Genomic DNA, 24,293 nt, shown 5'->3' on the forward strand with positions numbered 1-24,293 from the left:
ACCGTGCCAATATTAAATATAGCTTAATTTCATATAGTTAAGCTATATTTAAGTTAAGGCTAATGTGCGAATTTCACTAAATGTAGCTAAAAAGTTTAAAAAGTGATGAGAATAACTAAAGGCGGTTAACAGCGGTTACGCAAGTAGGCAATTGCAACAATGTATTTTGTCTAACAAGGGGAGTGTCAAAGGGGATTTTTTGATATGAAAAAAGCGCCCTCAGGCGCTTTTTAATGCGTAAGTCGTGGGACTTAGCGTTTGTCTTGTGCGACGAAATCGCGCGCAGTTTCGCCAGTATATAACTGACGTGGACGGCTGATTTTGTGGCCTGGTTGATCTAACATTTCTTTCCAGTGTGCAATCCAGCCTACAGTACGTGCCAGTGCGAATAGCACAGTGAACATACTGGTTGGAATACCAATGGCTTTCATGATGATGCCAGAGTAGAAGTCGACGTTTGGATACAGCTTCTTAGAAATGAAGTATTCGTCTTCAAGCGCAATGCGCTCAAGCTCCATTGCCACATCCAATAGTGGATCCTTAACTTTCAGTTCTTTCAGCACTTCGTGACAGGTTTCACGCATAACTTTGGCACGTGGGTCAAAGTTTTTGTAAACACGGTGTCCAAAGCCCATCAGACGGAATGGATCGTTCTTGTCTTTAGCACGTTCAATGAATTCAGGAATGCGGTCAACTGAACCGATTTCTTCTAACATTTGCAAACAGGCTTCGTTAGCGCCGCCGTGTGCAGGGCCCCAAAGAGACGCGATACCCGCTGCGATACACGCAAATGGGTTAGCACCTGAAGAACCGGCTAAACGTACGGTTGAAGTCGATGCGTTTTGTTCATGATCCGCATGTAAAATGAAGATCCTGTCCATTGCACGTTCAACGATAGGGTTAACGATGTATTCTTCACATGGCACAGCAAACATCATGCTTAAGAAGTTGCCCGCATAGCTTAAGTCATTACGTGGATACACGAATGGCTGGCCTGAAGAATACTTGTAGCACATGGCTGCTATCGTAGGCATTTTTGAGACTAAGCGATAAGCGGCGATTTCGCGGTGACGTGGATCGTTAACATCCAGAGAGTCTTGGTAAAATGCAGATAATGCACCCGTCACACCACATAACATGGCCATAGGATGAGCATCACGACGGAAACCTCTAAAGAAGAAGGCTAGCTGCTCGTGAACCATAGTGTGGGTTTTAACTGTATGTACAAACTCAGTATATTGCGCTTTCGTCGGCAGTTCACCGTAAAGCAGCAGATAACACAGGTCTAGGTAATCGGAGTCAACGGCTAGTTGATCGATTGGATAGCCACGGTGTAACAATATACCCAGATCACCATCAATATAGGTAATTGCAGATTCACAGGAGGCAGTCGCAAGAAAACCTGGATCAAAAGTAAAGTAACCTTTGCTGCCAAGTTTACTGATGTCGATTACGTCAAAACCAGCGGTTCCCTGCTTTACTGGCAATTCTATCGAGTCGTTCCCTGGTAATTCTAATTTGGCTTTTAAATCAGCCATACCCCGTTCTCCTTACTTAGTTCTTATCTGTGAGTGCGGCATGTCAAACCGCCATTACTTTACAGCCATTCTAGATCACATTTCAATTTAAATAAGCGTTTTAATTTGTTAGACCATGGTATAAATGCCTTTACTTTCCCATGCGGAACTGGCACTTACAGTAAAAAATCGTCAAAAAAACATAATTTGCATTCTGTGATGTTTGTATTTGACATTTGCCGCGAGTATACTTGCCTCGCCCAATAAGGGCCGCAAACAACGATTATAAAGCACCCTTTGTTTACATGTTAAATGAGTGCGTGCTCAGATAGTTAACTGTTTGTTTAAACTTTGCTTTTGTGTTTACTTTTGCCGTGATTCACATCCCAGTTTAAAGTTTGTACAAAAGCGGTTCACATAACAAAAAAAATGCTCAATGGAGCTGAGTGAGCAGAACGTGAAAAAGCAAAGACCTGTCCATTTAGATCTGCAGACCATTCGCTTTCCTGCAACAGCGATTGTGTCAATTCTTCACCGTGTTTCCGGTGTCATCATGCTGTTCGCAGTTGGCATTCTCATTTGGTTGCTAAATTCATCTTTAGCATCAGCTGAAAGTTTCGCTGGCGTACAATCTCTATTCGATAACTTCGTTATGAAGTTCATCATGTGGGGCATTATGACTGCACTGGCGTATCACTTGTTTGGTGGCCTGCGCCACTTAGTAATGGATACCGGTCGTTGGGAAGAATTGTCATCGGGTGCCGCATCAGCGAAAGCTGTATTTGCCTTAACGGTAGCCTTTTCAATCATAGCGGGGATTTGGGTATGGTAACCAATGCAGCAAGTTTTGGACGCAGTGGTGTTCATGACTATATTCTACTACGCGCTAGTGCAGTGATCCTCGCCTGTTACACCATTTTCTTGGTTGGCTTTATTGCATGTAGTTCCCCTCTCACCTACGACGTCTGGCATAGCCTTTTTAGCGCTCTGCCGATGAAAGTGTTTACACTTCTGGCGCTGGTAGCATTACTCGTACACGCTTGGATTGGTGTATGGCAAGTGCTGACAGATTACGTCAAGTGCACGTCGTTACGTGGTGTTTTACAGTTCACCTTTGTCGTTACCGTATTTTGTTATTTAGCGGCCGGCATTGTTATTGTGTGGGGTGTCTAAGTGAGTATTCCAGTACGCGAATTTGATGCTGTAGTGATCGGTGCCGGTGGCGCTGGTATGCGTGCAGCGCTGCAGATTTCCAAAGAAGGTAAAAGCTGTGCGCTTTTATCAAAAGTATTCCCAACTCGTTCTCATACCGTATCTGCGCAGGGTGGTATCACCGTTGCGTTAGGTAACGCCCATGAAGATCATTGGGAACAGCATATGTACGATACCGTGAAAGGTTCCGATTTTATCGGTGACCAAGAAGCGATTGAGTTCATGTGTAAAACCGGTCCTGAAGCCGTTATTGAACTTGAGCAAATGGGTTTGCCTTTCTCTCGTTTCGAAAATGGCACGATTTACCAACGTCCGTTTGGTGGTCAATCTAAGAACTTTGGTGGCGAGCAGGCTGCACGTACTGCGGCAGCTGCCGACCGTACTGGTCATGCTTTGCTGCACTGTTTATACCAACAAAACGTTAAGCATAAGACGCAAGTCTTCTCAGAATGGTATGCATTAGATCTCGTTAAAAACGATGATGGCGCCGTTGTGGGTTGTACTGCGATTGAAATTGAAACAGGCGATATCGTTTATTTCAAAGCCAAGGCAACGATTCTAGCGACAGGTGGTGCAGGTCGTATTTACGCTTCGACCACTAACGCACATATCAACACCGGTGACGGCGTCGGTATGGCAATGCGTGCTGGCGTGCAAATGCAAGACATGGAAATGTGGCAATTCCACCCTACTGGCATCGCCGGCGCGGGTGTACTTGTGACTGAAGGTTGTCGTGGTGAAGGCGGTTATCTGCTGAACAAAGACGGCGAGCGCTTCATGGAGCGTTATGCCCCTAACGCGAAAGATTTGGCATCACGCGACGTGGTAGCACGTTCAATGATGACTGAAATCCGCGAAGGTCGTGGTTTAGACGGTCCATTAGGTCCACACTGTTTACTCAAGCTTGATCACTTAGGTAAAGAAACATTAGAAGCACGTTTACCAGGCGTGTGTGAATTGTCTCGTACCTTTGCTCATATCGATCCGGCCGATGGTCCAATCCCAGTATTACCAACCTGTCACTATATGATGGGCGGTCTGCCAACTAAGGTCAGTGGTCAAGTTATTCGTAAGAATGAAGACGGCACTGAACACGATGTTATCGGTCTGTTTGCTGTGGGTGAGATTGCCTGTGTATCTGTTCACGGTGCAAACCGCTTAGGTGGTAACTCATTGCTCGACTTAGTGGTCTTTGGCCGCGCAGCGGGTCAGCATTTAGGTAAAGCTTTGGATGAGACTGACGATCCAAAAGACGCAAGCGATGCGGATATTCAAGCATCTCTGGCGCGTCTGAATCGTTGGGAAAGCAACAAAGATGGCGAAGATCCAGCGCAAATCCGTAAGGATCTGCAACTGTGTATGCAATTAAACTTCTCTGTATTCCGTCGTGGCGATGCTATGGCTGAAGGTTTAGAGCAGTTGAAAGTGATTCGCGAACGTCTTGCAAATGCTAAATTGTCTGATAACTCTCGTGAATTCAACACTCAACGTATTGAATGCTTAGAGTTAGATAACTTAATGGCAACGGCGATTGCAACGGCTTATGCGGCTAACTTCCGTACTGAAAGTCGCGGTGCTCACTCACGTGAAGATTATTTAGAGCGTGATGATGAGAACTGGTTATGCCACAGCTTATTTGACCCAATCACTGAAACGATGGATCGTCGTGCAGTGAACATGGCACCTAAGTTACGTGAAGCATTCCCGCCGAAGAAACGTACCTACTAGGAGTTGCAAAGATGAAATTGACATTTGCAGTTTATCGCTACAATCCTGACGTAGATACTAAACCGTATATGCAGGATTACACCTTAGAAGTGGCTGAAGGCTCTGACATGATGGTGCTCGATGCACTGATCAAGTTAAAAGAGCAAGATCCGACTCTGTCATTCCGTCGCTCATGCCGTGAAGGTGTGTGTGGTTCTGACGGCGTGAACATGAATGGTAAAAATGGTCTGGCGTGTATTACCCCAATTTCAACCTTTAAAGGCAAGAAATTAGAAATACGTCCATTACCAGGTATGCCAGTTGTTCGCGACTTAGTCGTTGATTTAACTCAGTTCTATAAGCAGTATGAGAAGATCAAGCCTTACCTCATCAATTATGAGAAAGCACCAGCCCGTGAACACTTACAATCACCTGAAGAGCGTGCTCATTTAGATGGTCTGTACGAATGTATCATGTGTGCCTGTTGTTCTACGGCTTGCCCATCATTCTGGTGGAATCCTGATAAGTTTATCGGTCCAAGCGGTCTGCTTCACGCATATCGTTTCTTGATCGACAGTCGCGATACAGCAACAGAAGAACGTTTATCTGAGCTGGACGACGCCTATAGCGTGTTCCGTTGCCACGGCATCATGAACTGCGTTGACGTTTGTCCAAAAGGTCTTAATCCGACTAAAGCAATTGGTCATATTAAGTCCATGCTGTTGAAGCGAGCAGTGTAATGCGAGAACCCGAGCTGAAACCAATAATAATATAGCTCTTGAAGAGTCACTTTCTGGTAGCAGAAGGTGACTCTTTTGCGTATGTAATGGAAGACAACGCGCCGTATATCTGGACATCTAGGGGCGGCAGAAATTATGCGTCGAAGGTAATCTCTACAGACTGCATATTTAATACTATGGCTAAGCACGTGTATAAAGTTTGAAAGGAATAGAAATGCACCAAGGCATCATGAAAGCCTGGCTCGAATCATCTCACTTAAGTGGTGCAAATTCGACCTACGTAGAAGAGATGTATGAAGCCTATCAAGAAGACCCACTGTCAGTCGCTGATGATTGGCGTGCGGTATTTGATAATCTCCCTCCTGTGAACGGTGCCTCTGTTGATGCGCCTGAAGCTGCTCACTCAAAAGTACGTGATTATTTTCGCAGTTTAGCGTTAGAAGGACGCCATAAGAGCTCTGCTCGTGTGACGGATCCTGAAATGGATGCTAAGCAAGTTAAAGTCCTGCAGTTAATTAACGCCCATCGTTTCCGTGGTCACCAAGGTGCTAACCTTGACCCGCTTGAACTGTGGAAACGCGAACCCGTTGCTGATTTAGATCCTGCCTTCCACGGCCTGACTAAAGAAGACATGGATCGTGAGTTTAATACAGGTTCTTTTGCTCATGGTGGCGAAACCATGAAGCTCGCGGATTTGGTAAAAGCGCTGAAAGCCACCTACTGTGGTTCTATCGGTGCTGAATATATGCATATTACCGATACCGATGAGAAACGCTGGATCCAACAACGTCTCGAACCTTCCTTAGGTAAAGCTAACTACGATAAAAGTGTTAAGACACGCATTCTTGAAGGCTTAAACGCCGCAGAAGGCATTGAAAAATACTTAGGTGCTAAATTCCCTGGTGCGAAACGTTTCTCGTTAGAAGGCGGTGATGCGTTAGTGCCTATGATGCGCGAAATTATTTATCGTGCAGGTGAAGCGGGTACTAAAGAAATCGTTGTCGGTATGGCTCACCGTGGTCGTCTGAACGTGTTAGTGAACGTATTAGGTAAGCGTCCTGCTGAACTGTTTGACGAGTTCGCGGGTAAGCATGCTGATACCCACGGTTCTGGTGACGTTAAGTACCACCAAGGTTTCTCCTCTGATTTCGAAACGCCGGGCGGCAATGTGCATTTAGCACTGGCTTTTAACCCATCGCACCTTGAAATCGTTAACCCTGTGGTGATTGGTTCTGTACGTGCCCGTCAAGACCGTCGTGGTTGTAAGGATGGCTTACAAGTCATGCCTATTACTATTCACGGTGACTCTGCAATTGCGGGTCAAGGGATAGTACAAGAGACATTCAACATGTCTCAAACTCGCGGTTTTACCGTCGGCGGCAGCATTCGCATCGTAGTGAACAACCAAGTTGGTTTCACTACGTCTAACCATGCGGACACTCGTTCGACTGAATACTGTACTGACATCGCTAAGATGGTTCAGGCACCGATTTTCCACGTTAACTCTGATGATCCAGAAGCCGTTGCTTTTGTGTCGCAGTTAGCTGTTGATTATCGTAACGAGTTCAAACGTGATGTGGTGGTTGAATTAGTCTGTTATCGCCGTCATGGCCATAACGAAGCCGATGAGCCAAGTGCAACTCAGCCGCTGATGTATGCCAAGATCAAGAAACACCCAACGCCACGTAAGATTTATGCAGATAAGCTAATCGCTGAAAACGTGATGGCTGCTGATGATGTGACTGGTCTTATCAATAATTACCGTGATGCATTAGATCAAGGTGATTGTGTGGTGAAAGAATGGCGCCCAATGACGCTGCATTCTGTTGACTGGACACCGTATATCGGTCGTGAGTGGGACGAAGCGTATCAAGCCTCTATGTCGGCTGAGCGTTTACAAAGTCTTGCTGACAAAATGAGTTATGTGCCTGAAAGCCATCCATTGCAATCACGCGTAGCTAAGATTTATAGCGACCGTTTAGCAATGGCGAAAGGCGAGAAGCCACTCGATTGGGGCTTTGCAGAAACATTGGCTTATGCTTCGATTCTGGAAGACAACAAGCGCGTACGTATTACGGGTCAAGATTCAGGCCGTGGTACTTTCTTCCATCGTCATGCGGTATTGCACAATCAAAACGATGGCACGACTTACATGCCACTGCGCAACATCGCCGATGAGCAAGGCCCAGTTGATATTACTGACTCTGTATTATCTGAAGCCTCAGTGCTGGCATTTGAGTATGGTTATGCGACAGCAGAACCCGGCGGCCTGACCATTTGGGAAGCGCAGTTTGGTGACTTTGCTAACTGTGCCCAAGTGGTTATCGACCAGTTCTTGTCATCGGGTGAGCAGAAGTGGGGCCGTTTATGTGGTCTGACTATGCTGTTACCCCATGGTTATGAAGGTCAAGGCCCTGAGCATTCAAGCGCCCGTTTAGAGCGTTTCTTGCAAATGTGTGCAAACCACAACATGCAAGTGTGTGTGCCTTCTACGCCGGCACAGGTTTACCATATGTTGCGCCGTCAAGTGGTGCGTCCTATGCGTCGACCACTCATCGTCATGTCGCCTAAATCATTGCTACGTCATCCATTAGCCGTTTCAAGCTTGGACGATTTAGCCTGTGGTAGTTTCCAAAACGTGATTGGTGAAATCGATACGTTGGAAGCGAGCAAGGTTGACAGAGTTGTCTTCTGTAGTGGCAAAGTGTACTTCGAGCTACTGGAAAAACGTCGTAGAGAAAATATCACTAACGTAGCGTTAATCCGTGTCGAACAGTTATATCCGTTCCCACATGATGAAATGATCGTTGCTTTGGCTGATTACCAACATGTTAAAGATTTTGTTTGGTGTCAGGAAGAGCCACAGAACCAAGGTGCTTGGTACTCTAGTCAACACCATTTCTGGGCCGCGGTTCCTGCAGGTGCACAGTTAACTTATGCCGGTCGTGAAGCGTCAGCTGCGCCAGCATGTGGTTACCCTGAGTTGCACGCACATCAGCAAGAATCTTTAGTGAACAGTGCCCTGAAACTTACAATCACACTGTAGTAATAGACATTTTATAAAAGGATAGTTTTTCATGAGTATCGAAATCAAGGTACCCGTACTACCAGAATCTGTTGCCGATGCCACGATTGCCACTTGGCATGTGAAAGTGGGCGAGCAAGTTTCTCGTGATCAAAACCTGGTTGATATTGAAACCGATAAAGTGGTTCTTGAAGTGGTTGCGCCAGAAGATGGCCACATTGGCGAGTTTTTGTTTGAAGAAGGCGCCACTGTTCTGGGTGAACAAGTGATCGCTAAATTCATCGCCGGTGCTGTATCGGGCAAAGAAGTCACTAAAGCGCAAGCTGAAGCGGCTACGCCTGTAGCTGAAACCAGCGATGAAAGCAGTGATGCGTTAAGCCCATCTGTACGCCGTTTACTGGCTGAGCACAATGTTGATGCCAGCAAAGTAAAAGGCACAGGTGTGGGTGGTCGTATTACTAAAGAAGACGTTGAAGCTTTTGTTAAGTCTGCGCCTAAAGCTGCGGCGCCAGCAGCACCTGCTGTAGCTCCGTTAGCGGCTGGCCGTAGCGAGAAGCGCGTGCCAATGACACGTCTGCGTAAGACAATCGCTAACCGCTTGTTAGAAGCGAAAAACTCTACCGCTATGCTCACGACGTTTAACGAAGTGAACATGAAGCCAATCATGGATATCCGTAAGCAATACCAAGATATCTTTGAAAAGCGCCACGGTATCCGTTTAGGCTTTATGTCTTTCTACATCAAAGCCGTGACTGAAGCGCTGAAACGTTTCCCAGAAGTCAACGCGTCTATTGATGGCGATGATATCGTTTATCACAACTACTTCGACATCAGCATTGCAGTATCAACGCCACGTGGTCTGGTAACACCAGTGTTACGTGACACTGATACCATGAACTTAGCTGAAATCGAAAAAGCAGTTCGTGACTTAGCCCTTAAAGGCCGTGACGGTAAGCTGACTGTGGCTGACATGACTGGCGGTAACTTCACTGTGACTAACGGTGGCGTTTTCGGTTCATTGATGTCTACACCGATTCTTAACCTGCCACAAAGCGCGATTTTAGGCATGCATGCCATTAAAGATCGCCCAATGGCAGTCAATGGTCAGGTTGCAATCCTGCCCATGATGTACCTGGCACTCTCATATGACCATCGTATTGTTGATGGCCGTGAGTCTGTTGGTTTCTTGGTGGCGATTAAAGACTTCCTAGAAGACCCAACTCGTCTGCTGCTTGATCTATAAGCCAACTCGCTAAGAGTTTGCGCTTAAAGAAATAGCCAGACATACCCTCGTGACTGGCCCAAACGGGCCAGTTGGATTTGATTAGAAGTATACGGATAGATCATCATGAATTTGCATGAGTATCAGGCAAAATCCTTATTTGCCGAATATGGTTTACCAGTGTCAGAAGGTTTTGCATGTGATACAGCCCAAGAAGCTGTAGAAGCGGCAGGCCATATTGGCGGAAATTTATGGGTTGTTAAGTGTCAAGTACACGCTGGCGGCCGCGGTAAAGCGGGTGGCGTTAAAGTCACTGGCGATAAAGAAGAAATCAGAGCCTTTGCCGAACACTGGTTAGGCAAAAATCTGGTGACTTATCAAACTGATGAGAAAGGTCAGCCAGTTGCTAAAATTTTAGTAGAAAGCTGCACCGACATCGCTAACGAACTGTACCTAGGTGCCGTTGTTGACCGCGCGACTCGTCGCGTAGTGTTCATGGCGTCGACTGAAGGTGGTGTTGAAATTGAGAAAGTGGCAGAAGAAACGCCAGAACTCATCCACACTGCAATCATCGATCCTTTGACTGGTCCACAAGGTTATCAAGCACGTGATCTTGGCTTCAAGTTAGGTTTAAACCCAACTCAAATGAAGCAGTTCACTAAGATTTTCATGGGTCTGGCGACTATGTTCGTCGATCATGATTTCGCATTGCTTGAAATCAACCCACTGGTTATTACCACTGAAGGCAACCTACACTGCCTAGATGGTAAAATCGGTATCGACGGTAATGCACTTTACCGTCAACCAAAAATCAAGGGCATGCACGATCCATCACAGGATGATGCCCGCGAAGCTCACGCTGCTAAGTTCGAACTGAACTACGTAGCGTTAGACGGTAACGTTGGCTGTATGGTGAACGGTGCAGGTCTGGCTATGGGGACTATGGATATCGTTAACTTGCACGGTGGCAAGCCAGCGAACTTCCTAGACGTAGGCGGCGGCGCGACTAAAGAACGTGTAGCAGAAGCATTCAAAATCATTCTGTCTGACAGCAATGTGAAAGCGGTTCTGGTTAACATTTTCGGCGGTATCGTACGTTGTGACATGATCGCAGAAGGTATCATCGGCGCTGTTAAAGAAGTGGGCGTTAAAGTACCCGTTGTGGTTCGTTTAGAAGGTACTAACGCTGAACTTGGCCGTGAAGTATTAGCTAAATCAGGTCTTGATATCATTGCAGCTACCAGTCTGACTGATGCGGCTGAGCAAGTTGTTAAAGCTGCGGAGGGCAAATAATGTCTGTCTTAATCAATAAAGATACCAAGGTAATTTGCCAAGGTTTCACTGGCGGTCAAGGTACATTCCACTCACAACAAGCTATCGATTACGGTACGCAAATGGTGGGCGGTGTGTCTCCTGGTAAAGGCGGTCAAACTCACTTAGGTCTGCCAGTGTTTAACACTGTGAAAGACGCTGTAGCTGCTACTGGCGCGACTGCTTCGGTGATCTATGTACCGGCTCCTTTCTGTAAAGATGCCATTCTTGAAGCTATCGACGGTGGCATTGAGCTTATCGTTTGTATCACTGAAGGCATTCCTACACTGGACATGCTGCAAGTTAAAGTGAAGCTTGAAGAAACTGGCGTTCGCATGATCGGCCCTAACTGCCCAGGTGTTATCACCCCAGGTGAATGTAAGATCGGCATCATGCCAGGTCACATCCACTTAAAAGGCAAAGTGGGTATCGTTTCTCGTTCAGGTACTCTGACCTATGAAGCGGTTAAGCAAACGACTGATGAAGGTTTCGGCCAATCTACTTGCGTAGGTATTGGTGGTGACCCAATTCCAGGTACTAACTTCATCGACGTATTGGAAATGTTCCAAAACGATCCACAGACTGAAGCGATCGTGATGATCGGTGAAATCGGTGGTAACGCTGAAGAAGATGCGGCTGCTTACATCAAAGCACACGTGACTAAGCCTGTTGTGTCTTACATTGCTGGTGTAACTGCACCTGCTGGTAAGCGTATGGGCCACGCTGGCGCGATTATCGCTGGCGGTAAAGGTACTGCAGAAGACAAATTTGCTGCATTAGAAGCAGCTGGCGTGACGACTGTCCGCTCGCTAGCTGATATCGGCAAAGCGCTGCGTATTCGTACAGGTTGGTAAGCTAACCTTACTATTATAAAAGGCGCCTAAGGCGCCTTTTTTATTGGCTGTAAAATACTAATCGGATTGTGATAGGTATAAGCTGCAAAACACAGTAAATGATAGGAATGGGATTGAGCTAACACCATGAAGACTAGATATTTTTTCTTCTACGGGTTAGATTGATGCTTCTCTGCTCGGCAGTCGCCTGCGCCATGGGCGAGCATAGCGTGAGTAGGACCATTAACCATGAGCCAAGTGCTTATGGCTTCAGTGCTGTTTCTGCAAAATATCTTTAATTCAAATTTATATCACACGGTTGCAGCCTTTCGCTGCGAGCGTATTTGTATTATGGGGCTTACCGCATTGGGGGAGGGTAAGCCACAGAGTCGATGTTAGCCACAGTAACGGCTTGAACATCACGTTTATTTACGAGGGAAAGACTGTGAAAACACCTAAAATCATTATTTCGGAAATCGACTTAGAAAGACTAGAGCGATTATTAGAGTCACTGCCGGCAAATGCGTTTCCTGGCAAAGCGGCATTGGAGGCTGAATTAGACAGAGCCGATATCGTGCCTGCGTCGCAGATGCCAGCGAATGTGGTGACCATGAATTCGGAAGTGAAATTTAGCGTTTCATCCAGTAATGAGACCTTCTGTTTACGGTTAGTGTATCCAAAAGACGTAAACGGCGCGGGCACGATTTCAATTTTGGCGCCAGTGGGGAGTGCTCTATTAGGGCTGTCCCAAGGCGATGAGATTGAATGGCCAGGCCCTGGTGGTTCCATGGTAAAAGTGCGAATTGAAGAAATCCTGTATCAGCCTGAGCGCAGCGGTGACTTCCACCGTTAAGCATCTACATTGGGCATACACTGGCGTAGTGTCGTTGACCTTACGCCAGTGATCACCATGCGAACGATTGGTTGATGCGTTAAGCGATCCATTTTTGAAGGAGTAAAAATGATAACCCAAACTGAACGGTTAATTATTCGGCCATTTACCGAGCAAGATTGTGAAGCCCTGTATTTGATGAACAGTAATCCGGCGATGCTGAAATACATTCCCACTGCCGCTTTTACGTCTCGCGAGCAGGCGGTTGAGTTATTTCACCAGGTGATCCAAGGCGATTATCAGCAACATGGTTTTGGCCGTTGGGCGGTAGAACATAAAGCCGACAAGCGTGTGATCGGATTTTGTGGCCCGAAATTTATCCCAGAATTTAATGAAGTCGAGTTAGGTTATCGTTATTTCCCTGAGTATTGGGGTACTGGGATTGGTACAGAGGCTGCATCCGCTGCATTAGCCGAATTTAAGCGCTTTGGGATTGAGCAGACGATTGCACTTATCTTAGAAGGGAATCTCGGCTCCGAAGGTGTGGCTAAGCGCGTCGGCATGCACTGGCGTGAGCAAAATGAGTTTATGGGGCATAAAGTGAATATCTACGCCAAGGTGTTATAGCGGTTTGCCTGTTCACATCATCCAATAAAAAACCAGCCTCAGGCTGGTTTTTTGTGTCACGCTGATGAAAGCTGAAGTCGACTAAGCGTCGTTATGCTCACAGGTATCATTGGTGCAAGTGCCATACAAATATAGGCTGTGATTAGTCAGCTTAATGTTGTGTTTCATGGCAATTTCATCTTGACGACGTTCAATCATATCGTCAGAAAATTCAATTACTTTGCCACATGATAGGCAAACTAAGTGATCATGATGATGCTGAGTCGAGAGTTCGAAAACGGCTTTACCGCTTTCAAAATGGTGCCGACTGACAATACCTGCATCATCAAATTGGTTTAACACACGGTAGACGGTGGCTAGACCAATTTCTTCACCCAAATCGAGCAGCTTCTTGTACAAATCTTCTGCGCTGATATGTTGGTTTTCAGGCCCTTGCATCAGTTCTAGGATCTTGACTCGTGGCAGGGTAATTTTCAAACCCGCTTTTTTTAGCGCTTGATTTCCATCTGTCATTGCTAATCTCTTGATTGCAGAACCAATAGGTTCATCCGTGGATAGTGTTTGCCATTATAGGGGCTCAGGTTGAAAACTTAAACCTTTGTTCTGGCTTTATGGGGCGATATGCAGATAAATTGTGTCAATAGGCGTTAAATCACAATATTTTACGGCAATTCAAGCATAGTTTTTGTATGGTTATACCAAGGAATAATATTCACGGCCGCCAAAGTCAGTGAGAATAATTCAAATAAATAAAATAATAAGGAATCGGCATGTACCAGCAAATTGTGGTGTTAACCGGCGCAGGGATCTCTGCTGAGTCGGGATTACGCACCTTTCGCGATCAAGATGGTCTGTGGGAAGAGCATCATATTGAAGACGTGGCTACGCCAGAAGGGTATGAACGTGATGCTGAGCTTGTGGAACGTTTTTACAATAGTCGTTGGCAGCAATTGCACAGTGGCACAGTTGAGCCCAATGCGGCGCACCTTGCCTTGGCAAAGTTAGAGGCAGAATTTCAAGGCCAGTTATTGGTTGTGACCCAGAATATTGATGATTTGCATGAGCGTGCGGGTTCACGTCGATTGCTGCACATGCATGGCGAGCTATCCAAAGGGCGATGCCCGCGCTCACGTCAGACCTTTATTCTGCGTGAGCCTTTTGGTGTCGATAATTGTTGTACCTGCTGTATTCCTGCCCAGCGTTTACGCCCCCATGTGGTGTGGTTTGGTGAAATGCCCTTAGGGATGGATCGTATCCACGATGCGCTGGATAACTGCGACTTGTTTATTGCCATTGGCACCTCTGGTACTGTTTATCCTGCCGCGGGCTTTGTGGATACCGCTAACCATCACGGCGCGCAAACAGTAGAAGTGAATATGATGGCACCCGATAGACACAGTCAGTTCCAGTATCATCTGACGGGCAAAGCGGGGGAGTTAGTGCCTCAGTTGGTCGAGACTATTTTAGCGGGCCGAGTGATTGGCAGTGAGTCGAATGCATGAGTAATAAAATCGCGATAATTATGCGTGGTTTACCGGGCAGTGGTAAGTCACATTGGGTTGAAACTTATATTCTTTCCCTTCCTTTAGAAAAAGCCATCAGCGTGCGCCAACGCGGCGTATTTTCGACCGATAGCTTTTTCTATCACCAAGATGAATACCGCTTCGATGCCAAGAAGTTACCTGAGTACCATCAATGTAATTTGGCGGGGTTTATTCAGGCGCTGTCTTCAGGCGAGCCCGTGGTGATTTGCGATAACACTAATCTGTGCCGCTGGGAATACATGGCCTATGAAGCGGCGGCAAAAGCCTTAGGTTATCAAGTCCGAACTATGCTGATAGGCGAACCGAGCAATCCTGCCCATCAGTTGGAATGCGCAAAACGTAATCGTCATGGCGTGCCTTTGGCGCAAATTCAACGTATGGCAAAGGTATTTGAGGATTTTTAAAATAAGGCGCTTAGTCATCATGAGTACTGTGACGCTTTTGTCGCAGTAAATCTGATTAGGCCCTTTACTTTACCTATGGCCTGCGATGTTTTCGTACTGTCACTTTTCGTCCTGTAACAAGGCTGTTGTACGCTGTTTCAAACCATTGCTTTTGCATAATGTCACTCACCATTTTCCTTCTCTCTTTGACCATGAGCCTTAAGCTTGATCCCAAAGACAGTTTATCCACTTAAGTCAGCGTATGATGGTCAATGTATAATGCGCGAGCTTATGTGTGGCATTGATGAGTTAATGCTCGATTGTAGTTGGCATTATATTAATTATTGCGCGCAGGCTAAGTACATCAAAGGAAGGGGCCATGCTCACTAAAATTTTACTGACAGTCTTAGTCATTGCTGGCGCTTGGTTTTTGCTGATGAAGCGCCAGCGACAAATTGTGCCTCAGGCCGCGAATATCAGCACTAAACGTTTAAATGAACCCCTGTGGCGTCGTTATTTACTCACAGGCGTGTTTGTGGTGCTCGGACTGAGTGTGCTCAGTTATAGTGTTTGGTATTGGCGCGATCAGCACAAAATAGTCACGGTTAGAATCGTGTCACCCAATGCCGACAATAACGGCGAGTATCGCGTGCGCAAAGGCGATATTTCAGACTCGAAAATGGTGACGCTCGATGGCATCTATATTCGCTTTTCGACCCAAGAACGGCTGGCAATCATCGAGACCGATTAAGGCATATTTATTTTACTAAATTATCTTTCGCGCCTTTTCATTGCCAACTTATGCGGTAAACTAGCGACAATTTTTTAGCCTGCACTTAAGTGGGATCGTTAACTTAAGTTTTTTTCAGGAGGACAAATGATTACTGCTTATGTGTATGAAAATCGTCACCTTACCGTGACAGAGCTCGGCATACTGGACAGTATTCCCGCATCGACCATTTGGTTAGATCTGTATAAACCCGATGATTCGGAGCGAGAATGGTTAAGTCATTTTTCTGTTGAAGAAGTGCCTGACGAAGAAGATATCAATGAAATTGAGGCCTCGGCACGTTTTTATCAAAACAGCGATGGCCTGCATATCAATTCGTTATTCCCCCAGCGTGTCGGCCAAGATGTGCGTGGCGTTAACGTGTCCTTCAACCTTCGCACCAATTTTTTACTGACAATCCGTGAAGAAGACGTGGGTCTTATCCGCTTGCTGCGTAACTATTTACGTTTGGGCCGGTTAGATGTGTCGACGCCGCAGGAACTGTTTCTCGAATTATTTAATCTGAAAGTGGATTATCTGTCTGACTTAATCGAAGACGTTTACACAGTTCTCGAAAATGTCGGTGAGCAAGTATTTGATAACGATGAGCTTGATGATGTATTTAAGCTTATCACTCTGCAAGAGGACTCCAATGGTAAAATCCGTTTGAGTTTGCTCGATACCCAGCGTTCACTGCGTTATATGCAGCGTTACTATCGTGGCCAGCTATCCGATGAGCACTTGAAGGACTTGCGGGAAATGTTGTCTGATATCGAGTCGCTGATGCCCCACAGTCAGTTTATTTTCGATAAGTTAAACTTTTTGCTTGATGCGGCCATGGGTTTCAGTGGTCTGCAACAAAACAAAATCATTAAAATATTCTCGGTTGCCGCTGTGGTGTTTCTGCCGCCGACCCTGATTGCCAGTAGTTATGGGATGAACTTTACCAGTATGCCTGAGCTTGAGTGGCAATACGGTTACCCTATGGCGATTGTGATGATGTTAGCCAGTGCCGCCGGTACTTACTTTTTCTTTAAACGTAAGCATTGGTTGTAAGCCAGGCGCTAGTAGCGTTGGTTTCTCAAATTAAAAAAGAAGGGTCGAATGCAATATTCGACCCTTCTTTTTATCACTGCTATTTAATCACGTTTATTCAATGACTTTTACCAAAGAGTTTGACTCGATGACTTTGAATAAATGCGTGAAATCCGTTAGGCATGAATCGCTGAGCCTATTAACTAAATCACTGTTTACGACTATCGCCGCCAAAGTAGTAACTTACTCGTTCGCGGGGATTCAGGTACTCGTGGACTTTTTCGGGAAGCGCCGCAGGCGGTAAGCAGCGCACTATGCTGATCCCTTCAATCTCTAAATCAACGATAGGCGCTTGATCTTTAGGGACTAACGCATCGTAAACCAATATCTTAGGGCATAGCAGCTTGCTTAAGTTAACTGACATCACCATGGCATATTGACCGCTGGATAATTCCACCACACTGCCAGGAGGATAAATGCCTAACATCTTGATCATCTTGCCAATATATTCTTGATTGAGCTTAGTCTTGTATTGCTTGTACAAATGCCCCAGAGCGGCATAGGGCATTCTGGCTTTGCCCTGTTGGCTTGGGTAACACAGGGAATCGTATTCGTTCACTACCGCAATCAGTTGCGATACTTTGTCTAACGCCTCTTCCTTTAAGCCTTTGGGATAACCACTGCCATCGAGACACTCGTGGTGATTGGTGATGGGAGCCAAGGCCGCTTGTGGGAAATTATCGGCTAATTTGAGCAGTTCTATCCCAAGTAACGGATGCTGCTTGATGAAATTAAGCTCTGGCGCTGACCAAGGGGTCGATTTTTTAAGAATTTGTGGTGGGACTTTTAATTTACCCACGTCGTGGAATAGGGCACTGAGACCCACTGTTTCAATCTCACTTCTATCCCATTCGAGTTCTTTGGCGATTAACATAGAAAGAATCGCGACGTTCAAAGAATGGTAGTAAATGCTTTCATCCTGCTTAGCATCGCTCATCAAATGCAGCACTAAGTTATCTGAGTTGAGCAGCTGCTCGACTATGGTGTGCACCAAATCTTTAGCGTCATCGACCGCATTTAAGGGGCGATTACGCAGCTTAGAAATGAGGCTACGCATCATGGCGACCGAGCGGGTAAAGTTTTGCTCGGTTTTATGAATGTCGCGGCGTAATTTCTTTTGCACTTCGATTTGTTCGGCCTTGTACTGATCCATGTCGTTTTTAAGCACATTGATCTCAGCACTTGGCGGTAATTTGATTGGGTTGACCGCATCAGCATGTATCGGGGCGACTTCACTGCGTTCTAAATCGACGATGACATGTTCGATGCCCAGATTTTTAATCAACTCGATTTGCGCAGCTTGTTTAATATGAAAGCTACTGAATAAAAAGGGGTGATCTTTCCAAGCCACGGGCAAACGCACAAAGTTGCCGACTTGAAGTTGATGGACTGAGACTTTACAGCTTTTTTTCATATTCTTGTTATCGTGAAGCCTAATGTGGGTTATTTTATCTCAATGATGCTGCTTTACAATTACTTAACTAACATGTCAGCATAGTAAGCCTAGAAAGTAGCCAATCCATTGAGGAAGTATGGACTTTATTGAAGTATACCCTAATGCGTTGCCAAACGACTTGTGTGACCGTCTCATTCTGGCATTTGAGCAACATGCTGGCGTTGTCGACGGACAAACGGGCAATGGCGTTGATCTGGAGAAGAAGATCAGCCGCGATTTGACCTTAGATAGTTTCGCCGACTTGCAGCCCCTCAGAAACGAACTCTTAGGTTATACCTTAAAGGGCGCGGTAGATTATTTCACAAAGTATTCAATGGCGTTAATGGGCGCGGTCGCTGTGTCTGTGAGTGATGAACAAGGCCAACCCGCGACGCTAACCCCTGCTAATTTTGCAGCGCTGGGTGCGCCTAGAGCCGATGGTTTAGTGAAGTATTTGTATCGCAGTGGCAGTATTAATGTTCAAAAGTATCAGCAGAATAAAGGCGGTTATCCCCACTGGCATTCGGAGCAATTCCCGCAGAATGGTCACAATGAAGCCTTGCATCGCGTCGTGCTTTATATGTTTTATTTAAATGATGTGGAAGCGGGCGGTGAAACCGAATTTTATTATCAGCAGCGTAAAATTTCCCCGAAAAAAGGCACTATGGTGATAGCACCAGCGGGATTCACTCATACGCATAGGGGTAATAAACCTGTGAGTGGTGACAAATACATTGCCACCTCTTGGATCATGTTCAATCGAGCAGAGCAGTTATACGCTGTGATTGCCTGATAAGTATGAGTATCCATATAGTTACACATCCTTGTTTTAACTATTTGTATTTGGTTATTTTGTATTTAGCTATCTTTGTTGTGAGCTATCCCTGTCCTTAAACAGGGATACGGATCCTAAAGAGTGCACCTTCTAAGCGGCTTTCCTCAATTTTTAAACTACCACCGTAGCTGTGAACGATTTCATCACATACGGCTAATCCGATACCTTGTCCTGGTGACTGGGTATCGGCTCGCACGCCGCGTTGGATAATCTTCTGTCTAAGGCTTTCTTCGACACCTGGGCCATCATCTTCGACGATAAGTTCAAACTCACCTTGTGAATTAATCTTAGCCGATACATGCACTTGGCTGATACATAAGCGGAAAGCGTTTTCCATCAGGTTACCACACAGCTCCATCAAGTCGCCCTTGTTGCCGGGGAACATTAAGGAAGGGGAAATGCTCGCTGAGAACTGCACTTGCTTATCGCGGTAAATTTTAAATAACATTTGCGCTAATTGATCGACTAAGGGCGCAATCACAGTCTGTTCTTGCTTCAGGCCTTGGCGGCCTAACATGGCGCGTTTTAATTGATATTTGACCAGCTGATCCATCTGGCTGACCTGTTCCATGATCTTTTCGCTCGCCGATTGTTTACTCAAACTGGCGTCATCTGTGATGGCATGCACAGCCGCTAAGCGGGTCTTAAGACTGTGTGCTAAGTCGTTCATAGCATTTTGATAGCGCTGTTGTTGGGCGCTCGATTGTTGCAGCATTTGGTTGAGTGCTTGGGTTACCCCTTCGAGTTCAACAGGATAGCCTTCTGAAAGTGATTTACTCTTACCTTGGTTAATCGATTGCAGTTCATTCTGCATCCGTACTAAGGGGCGCATTCCCCAATAGGCGGCGCTGACCAATAGAATTAACGCTAAGGCTAATACCATGGCTAAACGAATATAAGTGCGTTTACTGAACTTACTGTATTCCTGCTCGAGTTTGGCGGCATCTTTGAGGACGAGTAAATTGTAATGTACGCTAGCAATTTCCACCGCGAGCAAATAGACGAAGTAACCTCTGTCATCGGCCATAGTAAGATAATAGGGCGGAGAATCGTTGCGAATTTCGTTAAAACGCTCGCAAGTATCAAATAAGCCGCGGTCTACTGCGAGGGATGAAGTCCAAACTTGTTTAAATTTATCATCGCAACTCGCAATCACATAACGTTCTTGCTTATTATTTTCCTCCAGCCACGCACTGGTATCGGGGATGAGATCGTGCTCCCGCAATTCGGCGGCGACTTGGGGAATTTCGGCAATGAGTTGTGCGGTTTCTTCGTTATAGCTATTTTGCGCATGCAGAATATTAACCATCCATGCGAGACCAAAACCCACTAAGGCAATAATCGATAGCGAGGTGAGAAACATCCGCGTCAGTAGACGTTTCTTAAATTTTAATCTTAGTTGCATGGCAGGTTAAATTTATATCCTTGGCCGCGAATGGTGACGATGGGATTGTCTATCCCATCGCGGGTCAGTTTTTTGCGCAGGCGGCTGACCATCACTTCAATCGTATTCGGATCGCCTTCTTTATCGCCGTAAATCACATCGAGCAAACGTTGTTTGGCAACCACCTCGTGGCAATGACGCATTAAATATTCGAGGATCAAATATTCAAAGGCAGTGACTTCCATGATTTCATCGCTCAGAGTGACTTGTTTCGCGGCGAGATCAAGTTTTAATTCTCCACTGCAAATTACCGGTTTAACAAAGCCTGCACTGCGGCGTACTAAGGCATCGAGCCTAGCGACGAGTTCTTCTTTTTGAAAGGGCTTGACTAAATAGTCATCGGCACCAGCATTAAGGCCTTCGACTTTATCCTGCCAATTAACTCGGGCCGTGAGGATTAATATCGGCGCTTTAAGACCCGCTTCTCTGAGTTGTTCAATTAAGCTAATGCCATCTTGATCGGGTAAACCTAAATCGACAATAGCCACATCGATGGGATAATTCGTGGCTTGATAGAAACCTTCTTTGGCAGTGAGCGCCACTTGAACTTGATTGCCGAGATCGCTTAATTGCACTTTTAAGTGGTGGGATAAAATAGGATCGTCTTCAACAACCAAAATTCTCATAATATACATGCCTTAAAGTGGATGAGTTAAGCCTTAGTTAGCAAAGCAGTCTACGCAAAATCACACTGATAACCAAATAGAGTATCAGCATATCTTAGTTGAACTTAACCTTTGCTGACCGAGCAGAACTTGTGGTCAAAATAAGTACTCATTTATTGTTGAATATGAAAGTTTTGCCGATGGAGTGCTAGCGTATCGGTGAATTTCCCCAAGGAGACTTTTGTTTTCTGATCCGCAAAATACCGTTACCACAGATAATTGCACCTAAGGTAAATAACATCACCGCCATCATAATAAAAGACAATCTCAACCAAGGCGCTTCTTGCGCTAAACGCATTTGTATCGCTTCAATCGTCGTGACGCCCCAGACGGTAAAGACACTCATAAATAATAAAGTTTGTAATAAACGCAGTAAGTAAACCGAGTTAAAGAATAAAACTAAGGGCGCAATTGCAAAGGGGATGGCAAAGCTAATTTGTTCATAACGTACAAAGTGGGCACACAATAGCCAGCAAGCTATCAGGATCCAAAGACTTCTCCACCACATTTATTTAGCTCCATTTAACGTATTAAAATAGTAAACACAATGTAGCTAAAAACAAACTGCCATACTATTGGCATGTTCACATTTTGCTAATTGTAGAAAAATTAATTGGGCTAAGTACAGACAAAAGTGTAAACAAAAAGCGTAAACAAAAACGCCCAACACAGAGGCTGGGCGTGATGGGTATTTAACTAAGGCTAGTTAGAGCTATTTGAATGATGAACTTGCTCATCAAAATTTCTAGCAACCTTACCCGCTTGAGTGTCGTTAAACACTTGCTCGTTAAATTCACCTTCAGATTTCGCAATGACCACGGTCGCCACACAATCACCGGTGACGTTTACTGCAGTACGTACCATGTCGAGTAGGCGATCAACACCGATAATCAGTGCAATACCTTCAACCGGTAAACCAACTTGATTCAATACCATGGCCAGCATGATAAGTCCGACACCCGGTACGCCTGCGGTACCAATTGATGCCAATGTCGCTGTCACAACAACGGCGGCATAATCAGTGAGCGAGAGTTCAATGCCAAAAACCTGAGCGATAAATACAGTTGCCACACCTTGCATGATTGCGGTGCCATCCATGTTAATGGTTGCACCTAAGGGGAGCGTAAAGGCGGCAATCTTATTATCGACACCTAATCTATGCTCAGAGGCTTCTATGGTAATCGGCAAAGTGGCATTTGAACTTGCTGTTGAAAAGGCAAACAGCTGCACATCACGCATTTTACGGATAAATATTAACGGATTGAGGCCAGAGAAAAGTTTTAGAAGTGTAGGGTAAACAATAAACGCATGGACCAGTAATACACCGAGAACCACGAAGAAATATTTAACTACGCTACCAAAGGTTTCTAAACCGAGCGTTAATGCAAGTTTTGCCATCAGCGCAAACACCCCATAAGGTGCCAGCTGCATGATCAGTGTCACGACGCGCATGATGACTTCATTTAAATCTTCAAACAAAGCCGCAACGCGTTTACCTCGCTCACCAATATGGGCAATAGCAAAGCCAAAAATTACCGCAAAAATAATGATTTGCAGCATATTGCCTTCACTCAATGCTTGCATCGGATTGGTGGGGACTATATTGATAATCACGCTTGAAAGACTTGGCGCTTCTTTGGCGATGTACTCCATTTTCTCTGTAGCCAGCGAAGCGTTCCCAGGATGTATAAGGACTGCACTGACAATCGCAACCACGAGAGCAATAGCGGTGGTGAATAAATAGAAAGCGAGGGTTTTGCCCCCTAAACGGCCCAATTTTGAAGGCTCACTCAGTGAGCAAGTTCCACAGACTGTCTCGTCCTGAAATAAGTTGACACTTATTTCTACCTAAAACGCCTGATGAACCTCATCGGGCGTTTTATATTTTAAGGCCAAATGTGGCCGTCGTTGATTATATATGGCGACCGCTTCTGCCACCATCTGTCGCGCCTCCTGCAGCGTTGCTGGCTTATGTGTTAAAAACTCCTGCTTCAATATGCCATTTACGCGTTCTGCTAATGCATTTTGATAGCAGTCATATCCGTCTGTCATTGAGCATGTCACACCATGATGTGTGTGAACCGCTTGATAAGCGTTTGAGCAGTATTGTATTCCTCGATCTGAGTGGTGTATCAGCGGTTTATCTTTGTCTTGCCGCTGCCTCAGTGCCTGTTTGTACGCTGTTAGCACACCATCTGTTTTGAGATTATCATCAACATGATAGCCCACGATTTTTCGTGACCAGGCATCGGTCACCAGGCTTAAGTAGGCTTCATTATTTTGCAGTGGCAGATAGGTAATATCAGCCACCCAGACTTGCTCTGAGCGAGTGATGTCCACTTGTTGCTCACTGGGCTTAAGCAAGTTGGGATGACACCTAAATCGATGATGACTGTGAGTCGTTTTGTGGTACGCCCGTTTAGGTGCGACCAACAAACGATGCGCTCTGAGGCTGCTAAATAACCGGTCTCGCCCAATCACTATTTGATGTGATTTATTCAGTAAATACTGCAACTTGCGTGTACCTATTCGTGGTTGAAATAACCGTTCATATTGCACCGTTTGCAACACGTGTTGCTCCCTCTGCTCTGATACTTTTTGCCGCTGACATTGCTGATAATACGCCTGACGGCTAATCCCGAGGTAGCGACAGCATTGGGTGACGCGATAACCTATGGCCGTTTTTTCCTGGAGCGTTTCGCTCGTGGCTTTTTTACGACAGAAATCCCGTAGTCAGTTCTAAGTTTTTCGACAATGGCTTCGAAGAACGCGGCTTTCATGCGGGTATCTTCAAGTTCGGCTTCGAGTGCTTTTATCTTTTGCTCGGGAGTGAGTGTGGTGGGCTCAGTCATTAAATGTCCTCGCATTGATGTAGATGGTGTTCCTTGGGACCAATCCAGTTTTCCATGTTTGCGAAGCCAAACTAACACGGTGGAACAACCTTGAATACCGTACTTGTCTTGGGCCTGCTTATAAGTCAGCTCGCCTTTTTCCACTTGGTCGACAACGGCCAATTTAAAAGCGAGGGAATAATCACGTTGAGTTCGTTTAATTGTTGAAGTCATTACACTCTCCAAAATGAGTTTGAAAAGTGTCA

22 protein-coding genes and 1 pseudogene are annotated in these 24,293 nt (G+C 45.6%); 15 read left to right on the top strand and 8 right to left on the bottom strand.

What is annotated here, in order from left to right; all coding sequences use genetic code 11:
• Positions 1 to 251 precede the first annotated feature (251 nt).
• Complete coding sequence (locus DYH48_RS07680; RefSeq protein ID WP_006081983.1) at positions 252 to 1,538, bottom strand: citrate synthase; 1,287 nt, start codon at positions 1,536 to 1,538, stop codon at positions 252 to 254.
• 415 nt (positions 1,539 to 1,953) lie between these two features.
• On the opposite strand from DYH48_RS07680, the gene sdhC reads away from it, so the two are divergent.
• The 10 genes from sdhC (at position 1,954) to DYH48_RS07730 (ending at position 13,026) form a co-directional block, all read left to right on the top strand.
• Positions 1,954 to 2,349 (top strand): succinate dehydrogenase cytochrome b556 subunit, encoded by a 396-nt coding sequence (gene sdhC, locus DYH48_RS07685; RefSeq protein WP_006081982.1) that lies wholly within the window; start codon positions 1,954 to 1,956, stop codon positions 2,347 to 2,349.
• The gene (gene sdhD / locus DYH48_RS07690) at positions 2,343 to 2,690 is read left to right on the top strand and encodes a succinate dehydrogenase, hydrophobic membrane anchor protein (protein WP_006081981.1); all 348 of its coding nucleotides are present in this window, start codon (positions 2,343 to 2,345) and stop codon (positions 2,688 to 2,690) included. Before sdhC ends, sdhD begins: the two co-directional genes overlap by 7 nt.
• On the top strand, positions 2,691 to 4,457 hold the full coding sequence (gene sdhA, locus DYH48_RS07695) for a succinate dehydrogenase flavoprotein subunit (protein WP_006081980.1): 1,767 nt from the start codon (positions 2,691 to 2,693) through the stop codon (positions 4,455 to 4,457).
• Between the two features lie 11 nt (positions 4,458 to 4,468).
• Positions 4,469 to 5,176, top strand: coding sequence for a succinate dehydrogenase iron-sulfur subunit (locus DYH48_RS07700; protein ID WP_115334450.1), 708 nt, complete (start codon positions 4,469 to 4,471; stop codon positions 5,174 to 5,176).
• A gap of 214 nt (positions 5,177 to 5,390) precedes the next feature.
• Complete coding sequence (locus tag DYH48_RS07705) at positions 5,391 to 8,222, top strand: 2-oxoglutarate dehydrogenase E1 component (protein WP_115334451.1); 2,832 nt, start codon at positions 5,391 to 5,393, stop codon at positions 8,220 to 8,222.
• Positions 8,223 to 8,253: 31 nt separating this feature from the next.
• The gene (gene odhB / locus DYH48_RS07710; protein WP_115334452.1) at positions 8,254 to 9,444 is read left to right on the top strand and encodes a 2-oxoglutarate dehydrogenase complex dihydrolipoyllysine-residue succinyltransferase; all 1,191 of its coding nucleotides are present in this window, start codon (positions 8,254 to 8,256) and stop codon (positions 9,442 to 9,444) included.
• Between the two features lie 105 nt (positions 9,445 to 9,549).
• A complete protein-coding gene (sucC, locus tag DYH48_RS07715; RefSeq protein WP_006081976.1) occupies positions 9,550 to 10,716 on the top strand; it encodes an ADP-forming succinate--CoA ligase subunit beta in 1,167 nt (388 codons plus the stop codon).
• On the top strand, positions 10,716 to 11,588 hold the full coding sequence (gene sucD, locus DYH48_RS07720; protein WP_006081975.1) for a succinate--CoA ligase subunit alpha: 873 nt from the start codon (positions 10,716 to 10,718) through the stop codon (positions 11,586 to 11,588). The genes sucC and sucD overlap by 1 nt, the downstream gene beginning before the upstream one ends.
• A gap of 424 nt (positions 11,589 to 12,012) precedes the next feature.
• Positions 12,013 to 12,420: a nucleoside diphosphate kinase regulator gene (gene rnk / locus DYH48_RS07725; RefSeq protein ID WP_006081974.1), complete on the top strand. Its 408-nt coding sequence runs from the start codon at positions 12,013 to 12,015 to the stop codon at positions 12,418 to 12,420.
• Positions 12,421 to 12,528: 108 nt separating this feature from the next.
• The gene (locus DYH48_RS07730; RefSeq protein WP_115334453.1) at positions 12,529 to 13,026 is read left to right on the top strand and encodes a GNAT family N-acetyltransferase; all 498 of its coding nucleotides are present in this window, start codon (positions 12,529 to 12,531) and stop codon (positions 13,024 to 13,026) included.
• Between the two features lie 81 nt (positions 13,027 to 13,107).
• Here the strand turns inward: DYH48_RS07730 and fur are convergent, their stop codons facing one another.
• Positions 13,108 to 13,539, bottom strand: a complete 432-nt coding sequence (gene fur / locus DYH48_RS07735; protein WP_006081972.1) for a ferric iron uptake transcriptional regulator — start codon at positions 13,537 to 13,539, stop codon at positions 13,108 to 13,110.
• Between the two features lie 257 nt (positions 13,540 to 13,796).
• Here fur and cobB point away from each other — a divergent pair, with 257 nt between their 5' ends.
• The 4 genes from cobB (at position 13,797) to corA (ending at position 16,778) form a co-directional block, all read left to right on the top strand.
• Positions 13,797 to 14,528 carry a Sir2 family NAD+-dependent deacetylase gene (cobB, locus tag DYH48_RS07740; RefSeq protein WP_107947888.1) on the top strand — a complete coding sequence of 244 codons (732 nt, stop codon included), beginning with the start codon at positions 13,797 to 13,799 and terminating at the stop codon, positions 14,526 to 14,528.
• On the top strand, positions 14,525 to 14,974 hold the full coding sequence (locus tag DYH48_RS07745; RefSeq protein WP_006086238.1) for an ATP-binding protein: 450 nt from the start codon (positions 14,525 to 14,527) through the stop codon (positions 14,972 to 14,974). The genes cobB and DYH48_RS07745 overlap by 4 nt, the downstream gene beginning before the upstream one ends.
• 358 nt (positions 14,975 to 15,332) lie before the next feature.
• The gene (locus DYH48_RS07750; protein WP_006086239.1) at positions 15,333 to 15,704 is read left to right on the top strand and encodes a hypothetical protein; all 372 of its coding nucleotides are present in this window, start codon (positions 15,333 to 15,335) and stop codon (positions 15,702 to 15,704) included.
• 126 nt (positions 15,705 to 15,830) lie between these two features.
• Entirely contained in the window at positions 15,831 to 16,778 is a 948-nt protein-coding gene (corA, locus tag DYH48_RS07755) for a magnesium/cobalt transporter CorA (protein WP_006081968.1), read from the top strand.
• A gap of 187 nt (positions 16,779 to 16,965) precedes the next feature.
• Here corA and DYH48_RS07760 read toward each other — a convergent pair whose 3' ends face one another.
• Complete coding sequence (locus tag DYH48_RS07760; RefSeq protein WP_115334454.1) at positions 16,966 to 18,231, bottom strand: HD-GYP domain-containing protein; 1,266 nt, start codon at positions 18,229 to 18,231, stop codon at positions 16,966 to 16,968.
• Positions 18,232 to 18,349: 118 nt separating this feature from the next.
• Between DYH48_RS07760 and DYH48_RS07765 the strand changes: the two genes are divergently transcribed.
• Complete coding sequence (locus DYH48_RS07765; protein WP_107404380.1) at positions 18,350 to 19,045, top strand: 2OG-Fe(II) oxygenase; 696 nt, start codon at positions 18,350 to 18,352, stop codon at positions 19,043 to 19,045.
• Positions 19,046 to 19,142: 97 nt separating this feature from the next.
• Here DYH48_RS07765 and DYH48_RS07770 read toward each other — a convergent pair whose 3' ends face one another.
• From DYH48_RS07770 to DYH48_RS07790, 5 genes and pseudogenes are all read right to left on the bottom strand, one after another.
• On the bottom strand, positions 19,143 to 20,492 hold the full coding sequence (locus DYH48_RS07770; protein WP_115334455.1) for an ATP-binding protein: 1,350 nt from the start codon (positions 20,490 to 20,492) through the stop codon (positions 19,143 to 19,145).
• A complete protein-coding gene (locus tag DYH48_RS07775) occupies positions 20,483 to 21,157 on the bottom strand; it encodes a response regulator (RefSeq protein ID WP_006081964.1) in 675 nt (224 codons plus the stop codon). Before DYH48_RS07775 ends, DYH48_RS07770 begins: the two co-directional genes overlap by 10 nt.
• 187 nt (positions 21,158 to 21,344) lie before the next feature.
• Positions 21,345 to 21,704, bottom strand: a complete 360-nt coding sequence (locus DYH48_RS07780; protein ID WP_012587462.1) for a hypothetical protein — start codon at positions 21,702 to 21,704, stop codon at positions 21,345 to 21,347.
• Between the two features lie 194 nt (positions 21,705 to 21,898).
• Positions 21,899 to 23,008: pseudogene (locus DYH48_RS07785) on the bottom strand (dicarboxylate/amino acid:cation symporter); the annotation flags it as partial.
• 36 nt (positions 23,009 to 23,044) lie between these two features.
• Positions 23,045 to 24,261, bottom strand: a protein-coding gene (locus DYH48_RS07790) for an IS3 family transposase (RefSeq protein ID WP_086014843.1) whose coding sequence is annotated in 2 segments (ribosomal slippage) — positions 23,045 to 23,913 and positions 23,913 to 24,261 — 1,218 coding nt in all. Because the reading frame shifts where the segments join, the coding sequence is not laid out codon by codon here.
• Positions 24,262 to 24,293 lie beyond the last annotated feature (32 nt).

The organism is Shewanella baltica (assembly GCF_900456975.1).
GTDB lineage: Bacteria > Pseudomonadota > Gammaproteobacteria > Enterobacterales > Shewanellaceae > Shewanella > Shewanella baltica.